A 20,108-nucleotide genomic window follows, 5' to 3' on the forward strand; every position below is an offset into this window, starting at 1 on the left:
TCTCGATCAATCAGATAATTAACTGCAGGCTTTCAAGGGCGCGTGCGGGGTTGAGCAACAGGATCTTCTTGCCGTGAATCTTCCACGTGCCATCGATGTTGATCAGTTGATGTTCGACGGTTACCGGGTAGTGCCATTCGTTGTCGCCGCGGGCTTCGCAATAGAGCATGTTGGAACTGGCGAAGGCGCTGAACGTGGCTGCGTCGAGGGTGATGCGCGGGCGCTGGGCGATGTGCAGGCTGCGACTCTTCGGTTGCTGGGAAAAGTTGCGCGCATTGGCCAGCCGGTTGATCCGCAGCGTGGTCAGAAAACGGTCTTCGTACACCAGCGATGATTCGTGCAACGGGCTGACCTGCTCACGGGTCATGGGAATCCAGTAGTGGTAGTCATCGCTGAGCAGTTGCTGCCAGGCGGCGAAATCCTGCTGGTCGAGCAAGAGCAGTTCGGTTTCGATCAGTTGCTCGATGGCGTGGTGATTAGATTGATCGTGTTGCATGGTCGTCCCGCATCAAGTGCTGCCAACTGTTATAGAAATTACGCATGGCCATTTCGCTGGTGCCGGACACCACTTGGGTCTGCGCATAGGATTCGTTCGGGCTGAACAGGCGGGCGACGTTGACCCATTCGTTGGCGTCGCTGCCCAGGCCTTCCATGGCCCGTTCGTACATTTCCACGTCGTCGTGGGCGACCATCGAGCACGGCGAGTTGATCAGGTTGTTGTACTGCACGGTTCTTTCCAGCAACTGCACGGGGGCGCCTTGCAGTTCGAAGATCCACGACTCGACGATGGTTTCGCGGGCGCTGACCGGTTTGATCACGCGCAAGGTCTGGATCGGTCCCTTGACCATCAGGTTGGGGAAATACACGGTGTTGTGGCGGGTGTCGTCGAGGATCGCCCGGGCCTGCTCTTCACCGTAGCTTTCGACCATCAAGTCCCAGTAACCGGGGATGTCGGTGTACGCCTTGTGGATCGAATTGCTGACCCCGGTGTGCCCGTGGCCGTTGGGCCAGACCCGAATGCCCATGCCGGCGAAAAACTCGTAGGAGGCCATGAACGGCGAGAACAGTTCGACCGCCATCGGTGGCTTGCCCTGATCACCGGTTTCCTGCCACAGGCGGATGGCTTCGCCGGCCGAAGATTCGTGGGCGATCATCGGGTGGCAGGTGTCGGTCTGGTTGTCGACGACCATTTTCCAGTTGCAGCGATGGCGGTGCAGCAGTGGCTGGCCGATCACTTTCAACTCGCCTTGCGGCGAGCGCATGACCATGTTGTCGAGCGTCGACAGCGACTCACCAAAAAACTCCTCGAAGCCGAGGCCTTCTTCCGTCAAACGGACAAAGACGAAGCCGCGATAGTTGTGCACCGCGTTCACCGGGCGCATGCCTTTGTGCGCAGAACAACTGCTGAGGTCGCAGTCGTCGTATTCCTTTTTCACTGGAATGCTCAGCAGCTCGCCGTCAGTCTTGAACGTCCACGCGTGGTACGGGCAACGCATGAAGCGGCCGACATTACCGCGGGCTTCGGCCAGCACTTTCACGCCTTTGTGCGGGCAGCGGTTGTGCAGCACGACGATGCCGCCGTTCTTCTGCCGAACCATCGCCAGCGGCTGTTGCGCGAGGGTGGTGGTGAAGTAATCGCCGGTCTCGGGGATCAGGCTGTCGTGACCCAGGTAGCACCAGCTCGCGGCAAACACGCGCTGTTGTTCCTGTTCGAAAAGCGCCTGATCAAGGAACAGAGATTTATGCACTTCTCTGCCATTGAAATAGTTGTCCAACGGGGTGTCCTCTCTCAGATCGCCAGTTTCAGGCGCGGGCTTTTGGCGCGGGAGACGCAGGGGTAGATTCGCGCACTGCACGCCGCTTCCTGTTCGCTCATGATGAAGTCGCGGTGATCGACATCGCCCTCCAGTACATCCAGCGCACAGACGCCGCATTCACCACGACGGCAGTCGTACAGCGGATCGAGTCCGGCCGCCTCCAAGGCTTCGAGCAACGACTGTTGCGGGCCGACATTGACGCTGATGCCGGAGTCGGCCGCCTCGATGACAAAGCCTTGCGCGGCGTCATCGCGGGCAACGTTGAACACTTCCAGATGGATCTGCTCACGCGCCAGGCCAACGCTTTCGGCATGGCTGAGCACTGCGCTGAGCATCGCCGCCGGGCCGCAGACATACAGACGGTCATCGGCGCTCAAGTCGGCAAGCACCTCGCTGATTGCCGGGCGACTGCCGGAGAGGTGCAGTTGCAGGCGTTCTTGTAGCTGTTCTTGCAGGTGCCGGGCGTAGACCGCGTCGTCGGCGCTCTTGGCGAAGTAGTGCAGGTGCGCAGGGCGGTTCAACGCGTCCAGGTGGCGCAGGATGCCGGTCAGCGGCGTGATGCCGATGCCGCCGGCAATCGCGATATCGCGCCCGCTGTCAGCATTGAGCGGGTAGTTGAAGGTGTTCAGCGGACCTTCAAGTTCCACGCTGTCATTGACCGCCAAGGTGCGGATGTACTGGCTGCTGGCGGAGTCCGGCGAGAGGCGGATGGCGAAGGTGAACTGACCATCCGCAACCTCGTCCACATGCACAGTCGAGTAATGCCGACAGTCGTCCAGCCCCGGGATCAGCCATCTGAAGTGCGCACCGGCATGAGTCATGTCTGACAAGGAGGCTGGACCGCTGACGGTGACTTCCTTGATCGACGCCGAGAGCATCCGGCAGTGGGTGACGGTGTATTTCATGCAGGCTTTTCCTGGCTGATCGGTGTTTCGTGCAGGTACAACCACTGGACGTCGTGGTGCTGGACGCGAAGGATCGCCAGCGAAATACGCGAGGTTTCGCTTTGATTCAGACGATGGGTTTCCTTGTAACGCAGGGCTACGGTCGAGCCTTCGTGCCAGACCGTGTGCAGGTCGCTGATCAGAATCTCCAGACCTTTGCGGGCCCCGACAGCGCCGCTGAACAGTTGCTCGACTTGCGCCCGACCGACCACGGCGGCCGACGTGGTGACCATGCTGAAGTGCTCGGCGAACACCGCCATCAGCGGGGCGATGGCGTCTGCGCCGGCCCCGTCGGCGTCGGTAAAGACGCGGTGAATCAGTTCGTGCACGTGATGAATACTGTGTTGCGCTCGTTCAACCAGGTTGTTGTTCATGGCATTCCTTTGGAGGGTTCAATTGACTCATCTGAAACAGCGGGAACAGCCCGACCAGTGCCGCAATCGCGAACGTCGCGTGATAGGCCTGTGTGGTGTCGAACTGCTTGAGCAGCACATTGAAGATCATCAGAAACAACGCGGCACCGAGGCTGAACGACATCTGCCGATTGATGTTCCAGATCACGCTGGCCTTGTGCGTATCGCCACCGGCGAAATCCATCAGCGAGGTGGTTTGCGCGGTGTTGGCGCCGATACCGCCACCGATGCCCATCAGGCTGTAAGCGATGACGATCACCCACAGGTCCGTCGGCGCGTTGACCAGCATCAGCGTGGCGATGCCGGCGCTGTGCAGCAGCATGCCGAGGGTGAACAGGCGTTTCGCGCCGACGCGGTTGTAGACCCGGCCGCAAATCGTCATCGCAATGAACGCGCCGATGGCATAAAGGATCATGAACATCCCGGTCAGTCGGGCGCTGAAGTGCAGGGTGTTCTGCAGGAAGAAAATGCTCATCAGGTTGACCCCGGTGAACACGCCGGGAATCGCGTAATAGATGAAGATCGAGGTGCTGAGTTTTTTGCTTTTGAGCAGGCTCAATTCGATGATCGCGTTGCTGCAGCGGCGGTAGTGCCGCAGGTACAGCGCGATGAACAGCAAACCCGCCGCGACACAGCTCAACGCGGCCAGCGCCGGGTAGTCGCCGCCGTACAGCGACATGCCCATCAGCAGGCTGGCGAGTGCTGCGCTGACCAATAGCAGGCCTTTGATGTCCGGACGAGGCAGGTCCGCTGGTTTGCTTTCCTTGATCCACAACCACGACAGCCCGGCGGCGATCAGCGAGAACGGAATGTTGCTGTAGAACACCCAACGCCAGGAACTGCTGTCGACGATGATGCCGCCGACTGTCGGCGAAATGGCCGGGGCAATCAGCGCGACGGCCATCACCAGTGTGGAGATCTTGGCCCGCTGCTCGCCCTGAAACAGATTGAAGGTCAGTGCCTGACCGACCGGAATCAGCAAGCCACCACCGACGCCCTGAACGAACCGCCAGATCACCATTTCATGGAAACTGTCGGCCATGCCGCACATCCACACAGAACCGGTGAACACCAGCATCGAAGCGGTGAGCATCTCGCGGCTGCCAAAACGCCCGGCCAGCCAAGTGCTGACCGGAATAATCAGGGTCAGGCCCAGAATATAAGCATTGGCGACCCATGCCACCGATGAAGTACTGACCTGTAAAGTTGCCGATATACTCGGCAATGCCACAGCCGACATAAATATGTTTATACAGTCAATAAAAAAGCCGATCAAAAAGATCAGCGCAATCTTGTAGCGATAGTTCATGTTGTATCCCCTTTGCCGCGCAGCATAGGGGCGATGGACTTGAAGTGTCGATACGACTATGCTTAAAACAATGTTTGACAGGATTTAACAGTGAGCCATAGCGCCATGCATTCTCATCTTAATCGGGTCCAGACGTTTCTCGCGGTGGTGGATTTTGGTTCTTATACCAAAGCCGCAAATTATCTGAGTATCAGCAAAGCCATGGCCAGCCTGCATGTCAAGGCGCTGGAAGAAGTTTTGTCGGCAACGCTGTTGATCCGCAATACCCGCAATATATCGCTGACCGAAATAGGTCAGGAGTTTTATGAGGAGTTCAAGGGGATTGTCGCGGACATCGACAATGCCTTCGATAATGTTCTGAAAGGTAATAATCGGGTCTCCGGAAAGTTGCGGATTAGTTCAACCAGTGAATACGGTGAAAAGTATATTTTGCCGTTGATCCCACTGTTCTCCGAGCGTTATCCGGAAATTCGCCTGTGCTACAACTTCAACTCTTCGTTGAATGATCTGGTGGCGGAAAAGCTTGATCTGGTGATTCGTCTGGGCAACTTGGCGGATTCTGCATTCAAGAGTCGCAAGTTGGCCGATTATGAAATCGTGCTGGTGGCCACCGAGGCATTTCTCGCCCGGTATCCGGTGCGGGAACCGCAGGATCTGAACAGCGTGCCGTGGATCGCCAACAGCAATTTGCAGGCGCCGACCCAGTGGACATTACGTCATGGGTCAGGGCAGGGCGTCGAGGTTGGCGGTACCAGCCACTTCGAATCGAACTCGTCGACGGCGATTCGCTCGATGACGTTGTCGTCGCTGGGCGTGTCGGTTCTGCCGGCTTGGGTGGTGGCAGATGACATTGCCGCCGGACGTCTGGTGCGCTTGTTGCCGGAGTATTCGCTGCCTTCGCAGTCGATCAATGTGGTATTTCCCAACACCCCGCATCTGCCGCACAAGTCGCGGGCGTTCATTGATTTTCTGTTGTTGCATTTGGCGCAGTGATGCAGGCTTAAAAGCCCCTCACCCTAGCCCTCTCCCAGAGGGAGAGGGGACTGACCGCGTCGTCCTTGCGACTTACGCCGACCTGAAATATCGAGCCGACCTCAGAGTTTGAAAAGCCCCGATCGGCTCTTCCCTTTCCCTGCGCGGTATTTGAACGCCCCCCAATCTGCTCCCTTTCCCCCTCGCCCCCCTTGGGGGGAGAGGGCTGGGGTGAGGGGGGCTGGATCTCATTGGCACAACAAAAAGCCCCTGAATCTCTCAATTCAGGGGCTTTCGTTTAAGCGACGACCTAAAATCAGGCCGCTTCGATCTTGCGGTTCTGTTCAACCTTGCCCAGATACGCCGCCAGTTTTTCCTGCTCTGCCGGTGTGGTGAACAAACCGAGTTTGCTGCGCCGCCACAGAATGTCGTGCGCCGTGGTTGCCCACTCTTCGCTGCACAGGTAATCGACTTCACGGGTGTAGAGCCCGCCGCCCAGGTGCTCGCCCATGTCCGCCAGGGTTTCCACACCTTCAAGCATGCGCCAGGTGCGGCTGCCGTAGGTGGTGGACCAGCGACGAGCGATCTCGGTCGGCACGAAGTCGAACTTGTCGCGAATCTGCGCGCACAAAGCCTGTGGCGTGGTCATGTCTTCGCCGCCGGGCAGGGTAGCGGTGGCTGTCCAGCTCGGGCGCATCTGGGTGAAGAACGGCAGCAACTGCGCCATCGCCGACTCAGCGAGTTTGCGGTAGGTGGTCAGCTTGCCGCCGAATACCGACAGTAGTGGCGCTTCTTCGCCGCCAGCCGACAAGGCCAGGGTGTAATCGCGGGTGACAGCCGACGGGTTGTCGGATTCGTCGTTGCACAGTGGGCGTACACCCGAGTAACTGTGCTGGATGTCGTCACGGCTGATCTGCTTTTTGAAGTGCGCGTTGACCACTTTCAACAGGTAGTCGGTTTCGGCGTCGGTGATTGCCACTTTCGCCGGATCACCGGTGTATTCACGATCGGTGGTGCCGATCAGGGTGAAGTGGTTGTTCAGGTACGGAATGGTGAAAACGATGCGCTGATCTTCGTTTTGCAGAATGTGCGCGTGATCGCCTTCATACAGCTTCGGCACGATGATGTGGCTGCCCTGAATCAGGCGGATGCCGTACGGCGACTCCATCTTCAGGTCATCACGAATGAACTTGGCGACCCACGGGCCGGCGGCGTTCACCAGCGCTTTGGCGGTGATCGAAAACAGGCTGCCATCGACACGTTCCAGGTTCAGGTGCCACAGGCCCTTGGCACGGCGGGCGCTGACGCAACGGGTCTGAGTGTGCACGTGGGCGCCTTTTTCGCGGGCGGCCATGGCGTTCAGAACGACCAAACGAGCATCATCGACCCAGCAGTCGGAGTATTCGAAGCCTTTCTTGATTTCGCTTTTCAGCGCGCTGTCGGCGCCGAACTTCAGGCTTTTCGAACCTGGCAGTTTTTCGCGCTTGCCAAGGTTGTCGTAGAGGAACAGGCCGGCACGGATCATCCACGCCGGGCGCAGGTGCGGACGGTGCGGCAGCACGAAGCGCATCGGTTTGACGATGTGCGGCGCCTTGGCCAGCAGCACTTCGCGTTCGGCCAGCGCTTCACGCACCAGACGGAATTCATAATGTTCGAGGTAGCGCAGGCCACCGTGGATCAGCTTGCTGCTGGCCGACGAGGTGTGGCTGGCCAGATCGTCTTTCTCACAAAGGAACACCGAAAGCCCGCGACCGGCGGCATCCGCTGCGATCCCCACGCCATTGATCCCGCCGCCGATAACGGCGATATCGTAGATCTCGGAGATTGGGGGCGTACGCAAGGTAGAGGTGGACATCGGCTGGCCTCGGGTTCTTTTGATTTTCTATATTGGAAATCGAACATGAATGTTCATTTGCGAAAATGGTAGCCCATAAACACGCGCGCAGCCAGTCACGTTCGATTGAAAAAACTCATCGAAGGGCGGTTAAAAGAAAATTTTCGAACATTTACGGGCAGATCGTTCCCATGCGCAGCAAAGGAATGCATCCATCGACGCTCTGCGTCGGCTTTTGAGGTGGGACGCAGAGCGTCCCGGGCTGCGTTCCCACGCGGAGCGTGGGAACGAGTAACTAGACGACTTCCAGGCGAATCTTGTGCTGACTCAACAACTGCGCCAGCGCCGGTACCGGCTGCTGATCCGTGACCAAGCAATCAATCAGACTGATTGGCCCCAACCGGATCATCGCATTACGCCCGAACTTGCTCGAATCCGCCGCCAGAATCACCTGTCGTGCATTGGCAATGATCGCCTGCGAAACCCGCACTTCCTGATAATCGAAATCCAGCAAGCTGCCATCTTCATCAATACCGCTGATCCCGACCAGGGCGAAATCAACCTTGAACTGATTGATGAAATCCACACTGGCCTGGCCGACCACGCCGCCATCACGACGAACATTACCGCCGGTCAGCAGTACATCGAAATCATCCTTGGCACTGAGCATTGACGCTACGTGCAGGTTGTTGGTGATGATCTTCAGGTGATTGTGATTGAGCAGGGCGCGGGCAATCGATTCGGTGGTCGTGCCGATGTTGATGAACAGCGAGGCGTGATCGGGTATCTGTGCGGCGATGGCTTCACCGATGCGTTGTTTTTCATCGCGCATCTGATCGGCGCGCATCGCATAGGCAGTGTTTTCGACGCTGGAATCGTAGGCAGCACCGCCATGGTAGCGACGCAGCAGATTGGCTTCCGCGAGCTGATTGATATCGCGGCGGATGGTTTGCGGGGTTACAACGAACAGCGTGGCCATTTCCTCGATGCTCACATAGCCGCGTTCGCGGACCAGCTCGAGGATTTGCTGCTGACGGGGAGGCAGATTCATGGGGCTTCCTTTGGGCTGCCGTGCAAAATTTGCCCATGATGCCGCAGGAATCCGCTCCCTACCAGTTACATACAGATACGAGTACTCAGGTTGGCTTATTCAGCGTCTTCACGCGCCCAGTCACGGGTACGGCTGACGGCTTTTTTCCAGCCTTTGTACAACTTCTCTTTTTCGACTTCGTCCAGGCTCGGTTCGAACTCGCGCTCGATTACCGCTTTGCCGCGCAGTTCTTCCAGGCTGCCCCAGAAACCGCACGCCAGACCGGCCAGATATGCCGCACCGAGTGCCGTGGTTTCGCGCATTTGCGGGCGCTCAACCTGCGTGCCGAGGATGTCGGCCTGGAACTGCATGAGGAAGTTGTTCGCTACCGCACCGCCGTCCACACGCAGGGCCTTGAGGCGTTCGCCGGAGTCCTGTTGCATGGCGTCGAGCACGTCGCGGGTCTGATAGGCGATCGATTCCAGCGCGGCGCGGATGATGTGATCGACGCGAACACCGCGCGTCAGGCCGAACAGCGCGCCACGGGCATACGGGTCCCAGTATGGAGCGCCTAAACCTGTGAACGCCGGCACCAGGTACACGCCGTTGCTGTCCTTCACTTTATTGGCGAAGTATTCGGTGTCGTGGGCGTCGTTGATGATCTTCAGTTCATCGCGCAGCCACTGTACGGTCGAACCGCCGTTGAACACCGCGCCTTCAAGCGCGTAAGCGACTTCGCCACGCGGACCGCAGGCGATGGTGGTGAGCATGCCGTGCTGGGATTTCACCGCTTTGTCGCCGGTGTTCATCAGCAGGAAGCAGCCAGTGCCGTAGGTGTTTTTCGCCTGGCCCGGCTCGACGCACATCTGACCGAACAGAGCAGCCTGCTGGTCGCCAGCGATACCACCGATGGCGATGCCGCTCTTGGTGCGACCGTAGATTTCCGAAGAAGCCTTCACTTCAGGGAGCATTTCACGCGGAATGTCGAGGATTTCCAGCATCTTCGAATCCCACTCCAGCGAGTGAATGTTGAAGAGCATGGTGCGCGAGGCGTTGGTGTAGTCGGTGACGTGTACCTTGCCGCCGGTGAATTTCCAGATCAGCCAGCTATCGACGGTGCCGAACAGCAGTTCGCCGTTGCGCGCACGCTCGCGGCTGCCTTCGACGTTGTCGAGGATCCACTTCAGTTTGGTGCCGGAAAAGTACGGGTCGGTGACCAGGCCGGTGTTGTCGCGGATGTACTCTTCGTGACCGTCGCGCTTGAGCTGCTGGCAGATCTCGGTGCTGCGGCGGCACTGCCAGACAATGGCGTTGTACACCGGGCGGCCGGTGGTCTTGTCCCAGACCACGGTGGTTTCGCGCTGGTTGGTGATGCCGATGGCGGCGACCTGGTCGTGGTGCAGACCGGCCTGGGCCAGCGCTTCAACCATCACCGCGCTTTGTGTTGCGAATATTTCCATCGGATCGTGTTCGACCCAGCCGGCCTGAGGGTAATGCTGAGCGAACTCGCGCTGCGCGGTGCAGACCACGTTCGCATCGCGGTCGAAAATGATCGCGCGAGAGCTGGTCGTACCCTGATCGAGGGCAATGATGTAGTTCTTATTCTGAATGTCGGTCATGTCGATTGCCTTGGACGAAATAAGGGAGAGTGGGCCGTGGCACAGGCTCTATTGGGCAGGAGCCTGCGCCGACTGTTTCAAGAAGTTCTTGGTTTGCCGTCAATGGCCGGTTCTGCATCCTTTGTAGCAGGTGTGGCGCCGGTCAGGTGACGGGCGATGAGCCCGCGATACCCGGCAGCGCCGAGGCAGGCACCGACAATCGGTGCAAAAATCGGAATCAGGAAGTACGGAATATCGCGGCCGCCAGTGAAGGAAATTTCACCCCAGCCAGTAAAGAAAGTCATCAGTTTCGGACCGAAGTCACGTGCCGGGTTCATCGCAAAACCGGTCAGCGGGCCCATCGAACTGCCGATCACCGCGATCAGCAAGCCGATCAGCAGCGGCGCCATCGGGCCTCTTGGCAGGCCATTATTGTCATCGGTCAGGGCCATGATCACGCCCATCAGGATTGCGGTGATGATCATCTCGACGAGGAATGCCTGCGCGGTCGACAGTACCGGATTCGGGAAGGTTGAGAACACCGAGGCCAACTCGAGGCTGGCGGCCGAGCCGCGAACCATTTGGTGAGTTTGTTCGTAATCGAAGAAAAGATTGCTGTACAGCGTGTAAACCAGCAGCGCTCCGCAGAAGGCGCCGGCGATCTGGGCAAGAATGTAGAACGGCAGTTTGCGCTTTTCGAAGTCGGCGAAAATGGCGAGTGCGATGCTCACGGCCGGGTTCAGGTGCGCGCCGGAAACGCCGGCAGTGAGGTAGATCGCCATGCTCACGCCGACGCCCCAGATGATGCTGATTTCCCACAAGCCGAAGCTGGCGCCCGCGACTTTGAGCGCGGCAACACAGCCGGTGCCGAAAAAGATCAGTAGTGCAGTACCCAGAAACTCGGCCATGCATTGGCTCGAGAGCGTTGGTTGCTGTAAAGCAGTTGTCATTGAAAACCTCGGTTTTTGTTGTTGTCTGGCGTCTTGCCGATAGGGCAGGGCGCGATTTTCACCAGGTAGGAATCCCCATTCCGTTCCCGGTTTACTGCTGGGTGCTGCGGTGACGATAATTCTTACATTATTCAGATTCGAAAAAATATAGACAAGAAACAAACCTGTCAAAGGTCGAAAGTGAACCGTCGGTCACAATAAAACTATTCGTTGCGTGAATGATCCTGTGTCGTCCACGCGCGATGGTGTTTGCAGAATGTCTGCAAGCCACGGGAATCGTGGCTTGGGATAGAGCCTTTTGGGGGCTGATCGCCTAGAATCCGACGCAGCATTTTTCTGTCACTGCCGAGCCTGGAGCTGCCATGACCCCTGCGTTGGACTTGTTGAAAAAAGTTCGTGCCGAACATCGCGTGCACAGTTACGAACATGACCCCAAAGCCGCGTCCTATGGGCTGGAGGCCGCAGAGAAACTGGCACTGGAACCGGCGCAGGTGTTTAAAACCTTGCTGGCGGCCAGCGAAAAAGGCGAGTTGCTGGTGGCGGTGGTGCCGGTCGTCGGAAGCCTCGATCTCAAAGGTCTGGCGCATGCGGCGGGGGTGAAAAAAGTCGAGATGGCTGACCCTGCGGCGGCCCAGCGCTCCACCGGTTATCTGTTGGGAGGCATCAGTCCGTTGGGGCAGAAAAAGCGCCTGCGCACCTTCATCGATAGCTCGGCTCAGGGTTTTGCGACTGTTTATGTCAGCGCCGGTCGGCGTGGTCTGGAGGTCGAATTGGCGCCGGCCGTGCTCGCCGAACACACCCAGGCAAAATTTGCCGACATTGGCCGCGCGTAACCGTTATCGCTGTATGCAGAAAATTGCCCGGTTCTGTCACTGGCGCCGAGCGCATCGTGGTTGCATGCTCTGGCGACTGACTTAGGGAGAAGGTTATGCAGCTCGAGTTTCATCACGTCGACGCGTTCAGTGATCGGCCGTTCAGTGGCAATCCCGCGATGATTTACCGGTTGGATGCATGGCTTGCGGATGAGCTGATGCAAAACATCGCAGCGGAACACAATCTGGCGGAAACCGCGTTTCTGGTCCGCGAAGGTCAGGCGTGGCACATTCGTTGGTTCACCCCGACCACTGAAGTGCCGTTGTGCGGGCATGCTACGCTGGCCAGTGCTTATGTGCTGTTCGAGATCTACAAAGAAACCGCCGAGCGTATCGACTTCACCAGCAAGTCCGGGCCATTGAGCGTCAGCCGTGAAGATGGCCGCTTGTGGCTGGATTTCCCTTCGATTGTGCCGTCAGAGATTGGTGTGACGCTGGATGTCGAACGCGCATTGGGCGTTGAAGCCGTTGATGTGCTCGGCTCCAACGAATTGTTTGTGGTGTTGGAATCGGAGCAGGCGGTGCTTGATTGCAAACCGGACATGGTTGCACTCGCCAAGCTGCCGTGGCTGGGCGCGATCGTCACGGCGCGGGGTAATCAGCACGACTTCGTCTCGCGCTATTTCGCACCGGCGATCGGCATCAATGAGGATCCGGTGACCGGGTCGACGCATTGCAGCCTGATTCCGTATTGGTCGAAGCGACTGGGTAAGTCGAGCCTGACCGCCTGTCAGCGTTCGGCGCGGGGTGGGGAGCTGTTCTGTCGGCTAGAGGGCGAACGGGTGAAGATTGGCGGCAATGCGACGCTGGTTGCGAGCGGTACATTGTTGTTGGACTAGCCCAAAAACACTGTGGGAGCGAGCCTGCTCGCGAATACGGTCGGTCAGTCAAATCATCTGTGACTGATACATTGCATTCGCGAGCAGGCTCGCTCCCACAGTTTTGATCCAGAGCAGATCAGAGGGCGGTGCTGTAGCGGCGGACGCCGTTTTCCGCAGCCGGGATTTGTGCGGCGGTGCTGCCCGATGCCTGGAACAACACCAGGTGTTCGGCGGCAACACGAATTCCCACTTCCGCGCCAACCTGATGATCCGCATGGCTTGGGAAGATCGATTCCAGCTGCGCGCCCGTCGGCAATTGCAGACGATACAGCGTCGACGCGCCAAGGAACGTCTTGCCGACAATCCGCGCTTTCAGCGCACTGTCCGGCGCATACACAATGTCATCCGGACGCAACAGCACATCCACCGCGCCGCCAATCGGCCATGTATAAGCGCGATTGCCGCGCAACTCACCCAGTTCGGTCTGCACCGATTCCGGGCTGCCGAGCTGGCCGCGAATAAAGTAACCCTGACCGATGAAGCTGGCCACGTAAGGCGTTGCCGGCTCGTGATAGAGGTTGTACGGCGTATCCCACTGTTCCAGTCGACCTTCCTTGAACACGCCAACGTGGTCGCTGACGGCAAAGGCTTCTTCCTGGTCGTGAGTCACCAGAATCGCACTGGTGCCACGAGCCTTGAGGATGTCGCGCACTTCATGGCTGAGCTTGCGCCGCAGTTCGCCATCGAGGTTGGAGAACGGCTCATCGAGCAGCAGCAGTTGCGGTTCCGGCGCCAAGGCTCGGGCGAGGGCGACGCGCTGTTGCTGGCCGCCGGACAACTCGTGCGGGAAGCGCTTTCCAAGGTTCTTCAGGTTGACCAGTTCGAGCAGCTCTTCGGTGACGCGCTCCTTGTTCGGATGCTTGCGAATACCGAAGGCGATGTTGTCGGCGACGCTCAGGTGCGGGAACAGCGCGTAATCCTGGAACACCATGCCGATCCGGCGTTTCTCCGGCGCCAGGGTGAAACCGGCGCTGGAAATGGTTTCGCCACCGAGGGTGATCTCACCTTCGTGCACCGGTTCGAAACCGGCGATGGCGCGCAGGGTGGTGGTCTTTCCGCAGCCGGACGAGCCGAGCAGGCAGCCGATGTCGCCGGCGTTGAGGTGCAGATTGAGGTTCTGCACCACACGTTGATCTTGATAACCGCAAGCGAGGTTGCGCAGGTTCAGCAGTAATTCATGGCTCATGCGTGGTGATATGCCGGTTCGACGAGGAACTCGAGCAGGGCCTTCTGTGCGTGGAGACGGTTTTCTGCCTGATCCCAGGCGACGGAGCGCGGGTCATCAAGCAGGTCGAGACTGATTTCTTCGCCACGGTGCGCTGGCAGGCAATGCATGAACAGCACGTCCTCGGCAGCGAGGTCGAGCAGGGCACGGTTGACCTGGAACGGCGCGAACAGCTTGAGGCGCTTGGCAGTTTCCTCTTCCTGACCCATCGAAGTCCAGACATCGGTGCTCACCAGGTGCGCGCCGCGCACGGCGTCGGCCGGATCGCGAACGATGGTCACGCGATCGCCGGCCTTGGCGACGAACTCAGGATTTGGTTCGTAGCCTTCCGGGCAGGCGACGCGCAACTGGAAGTCGAACTGGATCGCCGCTTCTATATAGCTGTTGCACATGTTGTTGCCGTCGCCGATCCAGGCCACGGTTTTGCCCTGGATCGAGCCACGATGCTCAAGGAACGTCTGCATGTCGGCCAGCAACTGACACGGATGCAGGTCATCGGACAGGCCGTTGATCACTGGTACGCGCGAGTTGGCGGCGAATTCGGTCAAGGTGCTGTGGGCAAAGGTACGGATCATCACCGCATCGAGCATGCTCGACATGACGATGGCGCAGTCGCCGATCGGCTCGCCACGGCCCAGTTGAGTGTCGCGCGGCGACAGGAAGATCGCCTGGCCGCCGAGCTGGATCATGCCGGCCTCGAACGAGATCCGGGTGCGGGTCGAGGATTTCTCGAAGATCATGCCCAGCACGCGGTTTTTCAGAGGCTCGAACAGTACGCCGCGGTTACGCAGGTCCTTGAGCTCAACGCCTCGACGGATCACGCTGACCAGCTCTTCGGGCGTGCAATCCATCAGGGAGAGAAAGTGCCTTGCGCTCATCATTGACTACCTTTTTGCTACAAACCGCAGATGCTCAAAGCCTTGTTTAACTGAACAACGGGCGAGACCTGCGGCGTAAGCCGCACGGGGCGACGAAATAGGGGGAGGCGCGATATTGACACTAAATGTCGCGTTTTTCCAATAGGCTACGGTTTTTGCGGGAATCGAAGGGTGCACTGGATGTTGCAGTCGCGTATTTTCAGCCTGGTTCAGAGGCGCCGCGAGACTCTTTGTACACTGGCCTCGCAGGGCTTGGCAATGCGGCGTGGCGGGGATTGTATCGCTTGGGTCGGTTTACGACCGTGGCGCCATGCCATCATTTGGTCGGATGCTCTGGCTGAAACATTTGCTAAAGCAAAGTGCTGGGTTATAAATAAGTTTCGAGCGACGCAGGAAGCCTCCGCATGGAATCGAAAGAAAAACTGTTAATGGAATTGCTGGGCCACACGGCTCGCTCACTGACTCATCTCACCGCGTCGGTCACCTCAATGTCTTTCGAACTGCTGCGCAGCGAAGACGAAGTGGTGAAGAGCGCCGGTCGCCATATGATCGATCGCATGGCGACCATCAGCGCCGGCCTCGACGAACACTGGCGATTGATCGGCGAACTCACCGGCGTGCACGTCGCCCACGAGCAGATCGAAACCATCCAGGAAATTCAGCTGACCGCGCCGCCGCAGTTGCCGTCGAACTGATCATGGCGGTTTATCGGCTCACCTGATAGGCGTCGATTCACAAGACGAACGTCGCTGGCGCCTGAACGGCCCCGGGGCCATAGTTTTGTTCCCGCGGGCGTGATTACCCGCCCAGAACAAGACAGAGACTGGCCATGACCAAGACTCTCCATCACCGTGCCTGCCACCTGTGTGAAGCCATTTGTGGTCTGACCATAGAGACCACCGAAACCGACGGCAACGTCGCGATCACCTCGATCAAAGGCGATTCGCTCGACACCTTCAGCCGTGGCCATATCTGCCCCAAAGCCGTGGCGCTGCAAGATATCCAGAACGATCCGGATCGTCTGCGTCAGCCGATGCGCCGGGTGGGCAGTGAGTGGCTGCCGATCGAGTGGGACGAGGCGTTTACGCTGGTGGCCGAGAAACTGGCTGCAATTCAGGAGCGTCATGGGCAGAATGCAGTGGCGGTCTATCAGGGCAACCCGAGCGTGCACAATTACGGGTTGATGACCCACAGCAACTATTTCCTTGGGTTGTTGAAGACGCGTAATCGCTTCTCCGCGACGTCGGTCGATCAGTTGCCGCATCACCTGAGCAGCTATTTGATGTACGGCCACGGCTTGTTGCTGCCGATTCCGGACATCGATCACACCGATTTCATGCTGATCCTCGGCGGCAATCCGCTGGCGTCCAACGGCAGCATTATGACCGTGCCGGATGTTGAGAAACGTTTAAAGGCAATCCAGGCGCGCGGCGGTAAAGTCGTTGTGGTCGATCCACGGCGCAGCGAGACGGCGGCCATGGCTGATCAGCACTTGTTTGTGCGCCCGGGCGGCGATGCGGCGTTGTTGTTTGGCGTGCTCAACACGCTGTTCAGTGAAGGCCTGACCCGCGACAGTCATCTGCCGGTTGATGGTATGGACGAAGTGCGTGCAGCCGTCGCAGGTTTCACTGCTGAAGCCATGAGCCCGCTGTGCGCCGTGCCTGCTGAGCAGATCCGCCAACTGGCCCGCGACTTCGCCGCAGCGCCGAGTGCGGTGTGTTACGGACGGATGGGCGTCTCGACCCAAGCCTTCGGCACCCTGTGCCACTGGGTGGTGCAATTGATCAACCTGGTCACCGGTAATCTTGATCGCGTCGGCGGCGCACTGTGCACCGAACCTGCGGTGGATCTGGTGGCGTCGACTTCTGGCGGGCATTTCAACAAATGGCAGAGTCGCGTTTCCGGGCGTCCCGAGTATGGCGGCGAGTTACCGGTCTCGGCGCTGGCCGAAGAGATGCTTACCGAAGGCGAGGGCCAGATTCGTGCGCTGATCACCGTCGCTGGCAACCCGGTGTTGTCGACGCCGAACGGGCGGCAACTGGAGCAGGCGCTGGACGGTCTGGAGTTCATGGTCAGCATCGATCTCTACATCAACGAAACCACGCGCTATGCCGACCTGATTCTGCCGTCGACCTCGGCGCTGGAAAACGATCACTACGACACGACGTTCAATCTGTTCGCGGTGCGTAACGTCACCCGCTTCAACCGCGCGATCCTCGCCAAGCCAGAGGGCGCTTTACATGACTGGGAGATCTTCGTCGGCCTGGCCAAGGCATTCGCCGAGAAAACCGGTAAAGAGCTGAAGCCGACCATGCCACCGGCGAAGATGATCGACATGGGCCTGCGTATGGGGATGTACGGCGACGCGTCTGAGCAAAAGCTGTCACTGGCGACGTTGTTCGATCATCCGCACGGGATTGATCTGGGTGCGCTGAAAGCGAATCTGGCGTCGCGCTTGAAAACGCCGAATCAGCGCGTGCAGGCCGCTCCGCCAGAGATTCTCGCTGACCTTGCACGTTTCGCTGCCTTGCAGGCGCCGGCCGTCGATGAACTGTTGATGATTGGCCGTCGCCACGTACGCAGCAACAATTCGTGGATGCACAACTATCACCGTCTGGTGAAGGGCAAGCCGCGTCATCAGTTGCTGATGCACCCGGATGATCTCGCCAGTCGTGGGCTCAACGATGGTCAGCTTGTGCGTGTCAGTTCGCGGGTCGGCCAGATCGAGGTGGAAGTGCTCGGCAGTCTGGACATGATGAAAGGCGTGGTCAGTTTGCCGCACGGCTGGGGCCATGCGCGCCCAGGTGTGAAAATGGCGATTGCCAGTGGCCAGCCCGGATCGAGTGCCAATGACCTGACCGATGAATGCCAGCTTGATGAGTTGTCGGGTAACGCGGCGCTTAATGGCGTGCCAGTCACGGTGGCAGCGGCCTGAACGTGACTGTCGGGGAGACCGAGCATGGCGCTCGGGATTCCGTTACAATGCGTCACCGTGCCGACCCATGAGTCGGAAAGTTCAGCCGAGGTGCTCCATGGATATCATCGAAACGATTAAAGAGCAGATTGCCAACAACACCATTCTGCTTTACATGAAAGGCTCGCCGAATGCCCCACAGTGTGGCTTTTCCGCGAAAGCTGCACAGGCTGTGATGGCGTGTGGCGAAAAGTTTGCGTACGTGGACATCCTGCAGAACCCGGAAATCCGCGCCAACCTGCCTAAGTACGCCAACTGGCCGACTTTCCCGCAACTGTGGGTTGGCGGTGAGCTGGTCGGCGGTAGCGACATCATGACCGAGATGGCTGCAGATGGTTCGTTGCAAACCACCATCAAGTCGGCTGTTGAAGCGGCAGCGGCGAACAAGTCCGAAGCCTGATAAGGCTGGGTCTCACCCGACACTTCCTGCTTGTGTAGGAGCTGTCGAGTGAAACGAGGCTGCGATCTTCTGATCTTCAGCCAATAAAAAGCCCCGCCACTCGAAAGAGGGCGGGGCTTTTTAGTGCGTTCGAAAAGTTACTGCAAGTTGCCGGTGCAATCTGAAGCGATCGCAGCCGGCGGCAGCGCTTACTCTTCGCCCATCTGCGATTGCAGATAGTTCTCAAGACCTACTTTATCGATCAGGCCCAGTTGGGTTTCCAGCCAGTCGATATGTTCTTCTTCGGATTCGAGAATGTCTTCAAGCAGTTCACGGCTACCGAAGTCACCGACGGTTTCGCAATGCGCGATCGCGGTCTTCAGGTCAGCGTGGCCGGTCTTCTCGATACGCAGGTCGCACTCAAGCATTTCCTTGGTGTGCTCGCCGATGTGCAGCTTGCCCAGATCCTGCACGTTCGGCAGGCCTTCGAGGAACAGGATGCGCTTGATCAGCTTGTCCGCGTGTTTCATCTCGTCGATGGATTCTTTGTATTCGTGCTTGCCGAGCTTGTTCAGACCCCAATCTTCATACATGCGCGCATGCAGGAAGTACTGATTGATCGCGACCAGCTCATTGGCAAGGATCTTGTTGAGATGCTGGATGACTGTAATGTCGCCTTTCATGATCGGAGTCCTGCCCTGTATTCGCTGTATATACGGCAGAGTTTGAGCTTCGTACTTATAAGTGTCAAACCTAAGTTATTGAATAATATATGAAAATTAATCGGAATAAGAATGTTTGTGTTCCGCGTCTGGACGCTAAGCAATTGATTTTCAGGCATAAAAAAACCGGAAATAAGTCCGGTTCTTTGAAATAGGGGGTATTACGCGGCAGTAAATTCTACGGGATAGGGGATCGCAGCCTGGGACGTTTGCAGCTTGGTCAGGGTTTCGCGGACCACTTCCTTGGCAAGGCAGGCACATTTGCCGCATTGGCTGGCGACGCCGGTGGCCTGGCGGACTTCTTTATAGCTGCAGCAACCTTCATAGATCGCTTCGCGGATCTGTCCGTCGGTGACGCCAGTGCAGAGACAAACATACATAAGTGAGAACCGTCGCTGGTTGTGACTCAATTGCGATGGATCTTAATGTTAACGAGAATGATTGTCAAAGTGCTTTCGGAACGCTTCTGCTGATTCACAGCCATCACTGACGAACGGTATTTGCTGGCGATTTGCCTGGCCCCGTAAATGCAGCACCGTTATGCGTCTGCTTTGAAAAACCGTTAAGGACAGGCCAAATTCGCAGTGTATGATGGTCGGCCCTTGCGAAGGGGGTTCGTGTCACAGGGCTGTCGCCTGAGGGTGGCAGGCTGGCGCGGACCCTGAACTTCAAGTTTTTACACCAGGAGATATCAATGAGCGTACTCGTAGGCAAACAAGCCCCTGACTTCACCGTCCCGGCCGTACTCGGCAATGGCGAGATCGTTGACAGCTTCACCCTGTCCTCGGCCATCAAAGGCAAATACGGCCTGGTGTTCTTCTACCCACTGGACTTCACCTTCGTCTGCCCGTCCGAGCTGATCGCTCTGGACAACCGCATGGCCGACTTCAAGGCACGCAACGTTGAAGTGATCGCTGTGTCGATCGACTCGCACTTCACTCACAACGCATGGCGCAACACCCCAGTGAACAATGGCGGCATCGGCCAGGTGAAATACACCATGGCTGCCGACATGAAGCACGACATCGCCAAAGCCTACGACGTTGAATCCGAAGGCGGCGTGGCTTTCCGTGGCGCGTTCCTGATCGACGACAAAGGCGTTGTTCGCTCGCAGATCATCAACGACCTGCCACTGGGCCGTAACATGGAAGAGCTGATCCGTCTGGTCGACGCTCTGCAATTCCACGAAGAGCACGGCGAAGTCTGCCCTGCCAACTGGAAAAAAGGCGACAAAGGCATGAACGCTTCGCCAGAAGGCGTTGCGGCTTACCTGACCGAGAACGCTGCTGCCCTGTAAGGCGCAACGTCGA

At 58.3% G+C, this 20,108-nt stretch carries 20 protein-coding genes; 7 read left to right on the forward strand and 13 right to left on the reverse strand.

What is annotated here, in order from left to right:
* Positions 1-10 precede the first annotated feature (10 nt).
* From ACI514_RS01505 to ACI514_RS01525, 5 genes are read right to left on the reverse strand one after another with little or no spacing between them, the layout of a single operon-like run.
* Positions 11-496: an aromatic-ring-hydroxylating dioxygenase subunit beta gene (locus tag ACI514_RS01505; protein WP_160059256.1), complete on the reverse strand. Its 486-nt coding sequence runs from the start codon at positions 494-496 to the stop codon at positions 11-13.
* Complete coding sequence (locus tag ACI514_RS01510) at positions 477-1,775, reverse strand: Rieske 2Fe-2S domain-containing protein (protein ID WP_160059255.1); 1,299 nt, start codon at positions 1,773-1,775, stop codon at positions 477-479. The genes ACI514_RS01505 and ACI514_RS01510 overlap by 20 nt, the downstream gene beginning before the upstream one ends.
* 14 nt (positions 1,776-1,789) lie before the next feature.
* A complete protein-coding gene (locus ACI514_RS01515) occupies positions 1,790-2,722 on the reverse strand; it encodes a flavin reductase family protein (RefSeq protein WP_160059254.1) in 933 nt (310 codons plus the stop codon).
* Entirely contained in the window at positions 2,719-3,135 is a 417-nt protein-coding gene (locus ACI514_RS01520; RefSeq protein WP_160059253.1) for a DUF4440 domain-containing protein, read from the reverse strand. Before ACI514_RS01520 ends, ACI514_RS01515 begins: the two co-directional genes overlap by 4 nt.
* The gene (locus ACI514_RS01525) at positions 3,116-4,483 is read right to left on the reverse strand and encodes an MFS transporter (protein ID WP_405122963.1); all 1,368 of its coding nucleotides are present in this window, start codon (positions 4,481-4,483) and stop codon (positions 3,116-3,118) included. Before ACI514_RS01525 ends, ACI514_RS01520 begins: the two co-directional genes overlap by 20 nt.
* A gap of 105 nt (positions 4,484-4,588) precedes the next feature.
* Between ACI514_RS01525 and ACI514_RS01530 the strand changes: the two genes are divergently transcribed.
* Positions 4,589-5,476 (forward strand): LysR family transcriptional regulator, encoded by an 888-nt coding sequence (locus ACI514_RS01530; RefSeq protein ID WP_160059251.1) that lies wholly within the window; start codon positions 4,589-4,591, stop codon positions 5,474-5,476.
* 295 nt (positions 5,477-5,771) lie between these two features.
* On the opposite strand, the gene glpD is transcribed toward ACI514_RS01530, so the two are convergent.
* The 4 genes from glpD to ACI514_RS01550 all read right to left on the reverse strand — a co-directional run bounded on the left by glpD (position 5,772) and on the right by ACI514_RS01550 (position 10,867).
* The gene (gene glpD / locus ACI514_RS01535) at positions 5,772-7,310 is read right to left on the reverse strand and encodes a glycerol-3-phosphate dehydrogenase (protein WP_160059250.1); all 1,539 of its coding nucleotides are present in this window, start codon (positions 7,308-7,310) and stop codon (positions 5,772-5,774) included.
* Between the two features lie 274 nt (positions 7,311-7,584).
* Complete coding sequence (locus ACI514_RS01540) at positions 7,585-8,340, reverse strand: DeoR/GlpR family transcriptional regulator (RefSeq protein WP_007916700.1); 756 nt, start codon at positions 8,338-8,340, stop codon at positions 7,585-7,587.
* A 95-nt stretch (positions 8,341-8,435) separates the two neighbouring features.
* The gene (gene glpK, locus ACI514_RS01545; protein ID WP_007916698.1) at positions 8,436-9,938 is read right to left on the reverse strand and encodes a glycerol kinase GlpK; all 1,503 of its coding nucleotides are present in this window, start codon (positions 9,936-9,938) and stop codon (positions 8,436-8,438) included.
* A gap of 77 nt (positions 9,939-10,015) precedes the next feature.
* Positions 10,016-10,867, reverse strand: coding sequence for an MIP/aquaporin family protein (locus ACI514_RS01550; protein ID WP_141128446.1), 852 nt, complete (start codon positions 10,865-10,867; stop codon positions 10,016-10,018).
* A gap of 362 nt (positions 10,868-11,229) precedes the next feature.
* On the opposite strand from ACI514_RS01550, the gene ybaK reads away from it, so the two are divergent.
* Together ybaK and ACI514_RS01560 are read left to right on the forward strand one after the other, a co-directional pair.
* The gene (gene ybaK / locus ACI514_RS01555) at positions 11,230-11,700 is read left to right on the forward strand and encodes a Cys-tRNA(Pro) deacylase (protein ID WP_405122964.1); all 471 of its coding nucleotides are present in this window, start codon (positions 11,230-11,232) and stop codon (positions 11,698-11,700) included.
* 95 nt (positions 11,701-11,795) lie between these two features.
* Positions 11,796-12,578 (forward strand): PhzF family phenazine biosynthesis protein, encoded by a 783-nt coding sequence (locus ACI514_RS01560; protein ID WP_405122965.1) that lies wholly within the window; start codon positions 11,796-11,798, stop codon positions 12,576-12,578.
* A gap of 118 nt (positions 12,579-12,696) precedes the next feature.
* On the opposite strand, the gene ACI514_RS01565 is transcribed toward ACI514_RS01560, so the two are convergent.
* Positions 12,697-13,806, reverse strand: coding sequence for an ABC transporter ATP-binding protein (locus ACI514_RS01565; protein ID WP_160059247.1), 1,110 nt, complete (start codon positions 13,804-13,806; stop codon positions 12,697-12,699).
* On the reverse strand, positions 13,803-14,723 hold the full coding sequence (gene argF / locus ACI514_RS01570) for an ornithine carbamoyltransferase (RefSeq protein ID WP_042704963.1): 921 nt from the start codon (positions 14,721-14,723) through the stop codon (positions 13,803-13,805). Before argF ends, ACI514_RS01565 begins: the two co-directional genes overlap by 4 nt.
* A gap of 404 nt (positions 14,724-15,127) precedes the next feature.
* Here argF and ACI514_RS01575 point away from each other — a divergent pair, with 404 nt between their 5' ends.
* The 3 genes from ACI514_RS01575 to grxD all read left to right on the forward strand — a co-directional run bounded on the left by ACI514_RS01575 (position 15,128) and on the right by grxD (position 18,097).
* Positions 15,128-15,418, forward strand: coding sequence for a hypothetical protein (locus ACI514_RS01575; protein WP_405122966.1), 291 nt, complete (start codon positions 15,128-15,130; stop codon positions 15,416-15,418).
* Positions 15,419-15,552: 134 nt separating this feature from the next.
* Entirely contained in the window at positions 15,553-17,658 is a 2,106-nt protein-coding gene (locus ACI514_RS01580; RefSeq protein ID WP_160059246.1) for a molybdopterin oxidoreductase family protein, read from the forward strand.
* A 97-nt stretch (positions 17,659-17,755) separates the two neighbouring features.
* A complete protein-coding gene (gene grxD / locus ACI514_RS01585) occupies positions 17,756-18,097 on the forward strand; it encodes a Grx4 family monothiol glutaredoxin (RefSeq protein ID WP_007916674.1) in 342 nt (113 codons plus the stop codon).
* A 188-nt stretch (positions 18,098-18,285) separates the two neighbouring features.
* Here the strand turns inward: grxD and bfr are convergent, their stop codons facing one another.
* Together bfr and ACI514_RS01595 are read right to left on the reverse strand one after the other, a co-directional pair.
* A complete protein-coding gene (gene bfr / locus ACI514_RS01590; RefSeq protein ID WP_007916671.1) occupies positions 18,286-18,759 on the reverse strand; it encodes a bacterioferritin in 474 nt (157 codons plus the stop codon).
* A gap of 200 nt (positions 18,760-18,959) precedes the next feature.
* A complete protein-coding gene (locus tag ACI514_RS01595) occupies positions 18,960-19,178 on the reverse strand; it encodes a bacterioferritin-associated ferredoxin (RefSeq protein ID WP_160059245.1) in 219 nt (72 codons plus the stop codon).
* Between the two features lie 314 nt (positions 19,179-19,492).
* Between ACI514_RS01595 and ACI514_RS01600 the strand changes: the two genes are divergently transcribed.
* Positions 19,493-20,095 (forward strand): peroxiredoxin, encoded by a 603-nt coding sequence (locus ACI514_RS01600; protein ID WP_003227723.1) that lies wholly within the window; start codon positions 19,493-19,495, stop codon positions 20,093-20,095.
* Positions 20,096-20,108: the final 13 nt, after the last annotated feature.

This window comes from Pseudomonas sp. M20, assembly GCF_045037865.1.
In the GTDB taxonomy this organism is placed as follows: Bacteria; Pseudomonadota; Gammaproteobacteria; order Pseudomonadales; family Pseudomonadaceae; genus Aquipseudomonas.